This window comes from Phenylobacterium sp. (genome assembly GCF_036723115.1).
Lineage (GTDB): Bacteria > Pseudomonadota > Alphaproteobacteria > Caulobacterales > Caulobacteraceae > Phenylobacterium.
This window is the reverse complement of the sequence record NZ_DAIMHV010000114.1, coordinates 3757-8402: the sequence shown is the minus strand read 5'-3', so window position 1 is coordinate 8402 and position 4646 is coordinate 3757. Positions and strand designations below refer to the sequence as shown.

Annotated in this window: 5 protein-coding genes; all 5 read right to left on the bottom strand. The window is 69.1% G+C overall.

Annotation, left to right across the window (positions count from 1 at the left end):
- The coding region (locus tag V7D28_RS11510) for a LysM peptidoglycan-binding domain-containing protein (RefSeq protein ID WP_333587526.1) at positions 1-741 on the bottom strand (741 nt) is incomplete at its 3' end.
- 102 nt (positions 742-843) lie between these two features.
- The gene (locus V7D28_RS11505; RefSeq protein WP_333587525.1) at positions 844-1539 is read right to left on the bottom strand and encodes a protein-L-isoaspartate(D-aspartate) O-methyltransferase; all 696 of its coding nucleotides are present in this window, start codon (positions 1537-1539) and stop codon (positions 844-846) included.
- Between the two features lies 1 nt (position 1540).
- The gene (surE, locus tag V7D28_RS11500) at positions 1541-2317 is read right to left on the bottom strand and encodes a 5'/3'-nucleotidase SurE (RefSeq protein ID WP_333587524.1); all 777 of its coding nucleotides are present in this window, start codon (positions 2315-2317) and stop codon (positions 1541-1543) included.
- On the bottom strand, positions 2318-3595 hold the full coding sequence (gene serS / locus V7D28_RS11495; RefSeq protein WP_333587523.1) for a serine--tRNA ligase: 1278 nt from the start codon (positions 3593-3595) through the stop codon (positions 2318-2320).
- Between the two features lie 79 nt (positions 3596-3674).
- Positions 3675-4574, bottom strand: coding sequence for a twin-arginine translocase subunit TatC (tatC, locus tag V7D28_RS11490; protein WP_333587522.1), 900 nt, complete (start codon positions 4572-4574; stop codon positions 3675-3677).
- Positions 4575-4646: the final 72 nt, after the last annotated feature.

The window sequence follows — 4646 nt, the reverse complement described above, 5'->3', positions numbered from 1 at the left end:
GGCCAGACCGGTCGCTGGCGCGGCCGGGGCCGAGCGGGTCACGGGAACCCGCGCGGTGGTCGTCACCGGGCCCGTGTCGCGGAAGCCTTCCGGCAGGAGCAGCCTCTGCCCCGGCCGGATGATGTCGGTGATCTCCATCTGATTGGCCTCGACCAGAGCCTGAGCCGAGACATTGAACCGACGGGCGATGGCGTAGAGGGTGTCGCCGCTGGCCACCACATAGGCCTTGGCGCGGCTGGAAGGTCCGCTCAGGACCTGGCCCGGGCGGATCACATAGTCCGGCGCGCTCAGATTGTTGGCCCGGGCCAGCTCGTCACGGGTGGTCCCCAGGCGCCGGGCGATGGCGTAGACCGTATCCCCCGACTGGACCGTATAGGTCTGGGGCGGACCGTCGGCATCCACCACCTGACCGGTGGCGGTGGTGCGGGTGACGGTCTCGAACTCCTGGGCCGGCGGCGGCGGCGGCGGCGGCGGCGGCGGAAAACCGTCGGACCGGGCCGGCGCGGCCGGCAGAGGGTCCAGCGGACGCGACTCCACGGTCCCGCTGGGGGCGGCGCTGGGCGGGGGCGAGTCGGGGAACCCCCCAGGCTGGGCCGCGGGCGGCGGCTGTTCGGCCGGGCCTTGCCGCACCGGGAAGTTCGGCCGCACGGGCTCGACCCCGTCGGGCTGATAGGTGGTGCAGGCGGCTACGAGGCTGCTGGCCAGCAGCACCAGGGCCGAACGGGTAAGGAAATGCGTCATCGCCGCTCCGTGGGACGGGTTCGGAATCAGTCGAGGCGTCGCGGTTAATGATGGGTTAAGGCCGACGCCAAAGCCAACCCTCAATGGATGGCGCAGCCCGCCTCAGAGTTCGCGGGCCACGCCGTCGAGAAGCGGAACGAACCGGACCTCTCCCAGGTCTTCCACCGCGAACCCGCCGGCCCCGTCGCCCACATAGCGCCGCAGCACCTGGACAGGTCCCCGACCCACCGGCGCCACCAGAAGACCGTTGGGCTTGAGTTGCGACAACAGGGCGCGGGGCTCGTCGGGGGCCGCAGCGGTGACCATGATGCGATCAAAGGGCGCCTGTTCGGGCCAGCCCAGACCGCCGTCGCCGAAGCGGGTGATGACGTTGGTCAGCTCCAGGGCCTTGAACCTCTGCTCGGCCTCGGCGAGCAGGGTGCGATAGCGCTCCACCGTATAGACCAGCCGGGCCAGCCTGGAGAGGATCGCCGTCTGGTAGCCCGACCCTGTGCCGATCTCCAGGATCCGCGCCCGGGGCTCGATCTTCAGGGCCTGGGTCATCAGACCGACGATGAAGGGCTGGCTGATAGTCTGGCCGCAGGCGATGGGCAGGGCCGAGTCCTCGAAGGCCCGTTCCTGGAACAGGTCGGGCGTGAACATCTGTCGGGGGGTGGCCTCCAGCGCGCGGAGCACCTTGGCGTCGCTCACCCCCTGGGACCTCAGGGACAGGACCAGGCGCGCCAGGCGGGTCTCAGCCGAATCGGCCTCGCCCTCCCCTGGCCTGTCAGCGATGTCCTTGTCCCGGCTGCCCGTCATCTCATGCCTTCGGCGGCGCGCCGCCCAGCACGCCGCGCATCTTATAGACCGTCTCAGAGTGGGTCAGATCGATATGCAGCGGTGTGACCGAAATACGGCCCTCATAGATGGCGCGCAGGTCGGTGCCCTCGCCCGGCTGCGACTTTTCCGGGCGGAAGCCCATCCAGTAATAGTCGCGCCCCCGAAGGTCGCTGCGCCGCTCGGCATGGCGAACCTGAACGTCCCGGAAGCCCTGACGGGTGACCTCCACCGCACTCACCTTGGCCGGCGGCAGGTTGGGGAAGTTGACGTTCATGATCACATCGCCGGGCCAGCCGATCTCGATCAGCCGCTTGACGATGCCGGGACCGAACACCTCGGCCACCTCGAAGAAGGGGTCATGGGGCGTAAGCCCCCCCGTCTGTGACAGGGCGATGGCCGGCACGCCCATGGCCATGCCCTCGATGGCGCCGGCCACGGTGCCCGACAGGGTCACGTCCTCGGCGATATTGGCGCCCCGGTTCACGCCCGAGAGGACGAGATCGGGCTTGGCCCCTTCGATCAACTCGCTGATCCCCAGCATGACGCAGTCGGTGGGGGTGCCGCTGACCGCGAAACGGCGGGGATCAAGGGTGCGCACTCGCACCGGATCAGACAGGGTCAGCGCACGCGATGCGCCGGACTGCTCATATTCCGGGGCGACGATCCAGATATCGTCCGACAGCTGGCGCGCGATCTTTTCGAGCGACTCCAGACCCTCGGCATGGATCCCGTCGTCATTGGTCAGCAGGATCCTCACTTAAGGAACTCCGATACGCGTCAGCCCGCCCAGATAGGGATGCAGGGCCTGGGGAATGGCGATGGCCCCGTTCTCGTCCTGATAGTTTTCCAGAATAGCCACCAGGGTGCGGCCCACGGCCAGGCCCGAGCCGTTCAGGGTGTGGACAAAGCGGGTGGCCTTGTCGCCGGCGGCCTTGGTGCGGGCGTTCATGCGGCGGGCCTGGAAGTCGCCGCAGTTGGAGCAGGAGCTGATCTCGCGATAGCGCCCCTCCGACGGGATCCAGACCTCCAGGTCGTAGGTCTTGCGCGCCGAAAAGCCCATGTCGCCCGAGCAGAGCAGCATGGTGCGGAACGGCAGCTCCAGGGCCTTCAGCACCGCCTCGGCGCATTCGACCATCCGCTCGTGCTCGGCCTCCGACTGGTCCGGCGTGGTGATGGAGACGAGCTCGACCTTCTGGAACTGGTGCTGGCGGATCATGCCGCGGGTGTCGCGGCCCGAGGCCCCGGCCTCCGAACGGAAGCAGTGGGTGAGCGCCGTCAGCCGCAGGGGCAATTCCTCAGCCGGGGTGATCTGGTCGCGCACCAGATTGGTCAGGGAGACCTCGGCGGTGGGGATCAGCCAGCGGCCGTCCTCGGTGTGGAACAGGTCCTCGGCGAACTTGGGCAGCTGGCCGGTGCCGAACACCGCCTCGTCGCGCACCAGCAGGGGCGGCGAGACTTCCAGATAGCCGTGCTCGCGGGTCTGCAGGTCGAGCATGAACTGGCCCAGCGCCCGCTCCAGCCGCGCCAGCTGGCCCTTGAGCACCACGAAGCGCGAGCCGCTCATGCGGGCGGCGGCCTCGAAATCCATCAGGCCCAGGGTCTCGCCCAGCTCCACATGGTCCTTGGGCGCGGTGATGGCGAAGGGCTCGCCCCAGCGGCGGACCTCCTGATTGTCGCTCTCGTCGGCGCCGGCCGGGACGTCGTGTGCGGGCAGGTTGGGCAGGCTCGCCAGCAGGTCGCGCAGGGCCTCGCCCGTCTCGCGCTCCACCGTCCCTTGGGTTTCCAGAACGCTTTTCAGCGCCTCGACCTCGGCCATGAGACGGGCGGCCTCGGCCTCGTCCTTGCGGCTCTTGGCCTGGCCGATCTGCTTGGAGAGGTCGTTGCGACGGCTCTGGGCGGTCTGCAGTTCGGTCTGGGCGGCGCGGACCTGGACGTCCAGGGCGATCGCCTCGGCCGCGGCGCCGGACCGGCCCTTCGCGCTCCAGGCCTTTTCATAGAGGTCGGGGTTGTCGCGAATGGCCTTGATATCGTGCATGGCGCGCCGGGGGCTGGAGGTGAGCGGCCTTCTCTAGAGCGCGTCGGCCAAGCGGCCAAGCCCCGCCGGCGCGCTGGAGTCAGACCGCCATCACGTCCTTGCCGGGGCCATCCTCAGCCTCGCGGCGGCGGCGCTCCATCAGCCGCACGCACCAGATCGAGACCTCGTAGAGAAGGATGATGGGGATGGCGAGGGAGAGCTGGCTGATGGGATCGGGCGGGGTGACGATGGCCGCCACGATGAACACCCCCAGTATGGCGTAGCGCCGCCCCGTGCGCAGCATGTTGGCGTTCACGATGCCGGTGAGCGCCAGCAGGGTCAGGACCACCGGCAGTTGGAAGCACAGGCCGAAGGCCAGCAGCAGGGTGGTCACCAGGGTCAGATAGTCCGACACCTTGGGCAACAGCTCCACCGAAACCCCGGCGGCGCCGACGATCTGCTGAGACAGCGAGAACCACAGGACGAAGGGCAGGATCATGTAATAGACCAGCGCCGCCCCCAGCAGGAACAGGCCCGGCGCCGCCAGCAGGAAGGGCAGGAAGGCCCGCCGCTCGCGCTTATAGAGGCCCGGCGCCACGAAGGCGTAGACCTGCCAGGCCAGCACCGGGAAGGCCAGGATCACCGCCCCGAAGGCCGCCAGCTTCAGCTTGGTGAAGAAGAATTCCAGCGGCGCGGTGAAGACCAGACGCAGCTTTTCCCCCGCCTCGGGCGCATCCGCCAGCCCCGCCAGGGCGGAGATCAGCGCGAACGGGCCGTGACCGCCTCCCTCCCCTTGCGCCGACATCAGACGCGCGGCCACCTCGAAGGGGCGCAGCAGGAAGATGTAGAGGGGCTCGGCGAAGGCGAAGCACAGGACAAAGCCCAGGCCGAAGCCGACGATGCAGATGATCAGCCGCTTGCGCAGCTCGATCAGATGGTCGAGCAGCGGGGCGCGGGAGGCCTCGATCTCCCGCTCGTCCTCGTCTTCATGCAGGCTCACGGCTTGGTCTCCGTGGCTTCGGACGCGGGCGGCGGGATGGAAGCTGCGGGCGCGGCCTCGGGCGCGGGCGCG

Excerpts from the sequence above, each read along its gene's own strand:
- V7D28_RS11505 (WP_333587525.1), bottom strand. The coding sequence starts at position 1,539 with ATGACGGGCAGCCGGGACAAGGACATCGCTGACAGGCCAGGGGAGGGC.
- serS (WP_333587523.1), bottom strand. The coding sequence starts at position 3,595 with ATGCACGATATCAAGGCCATTCGCGACAACCCCGACCTCTATGAAAAG.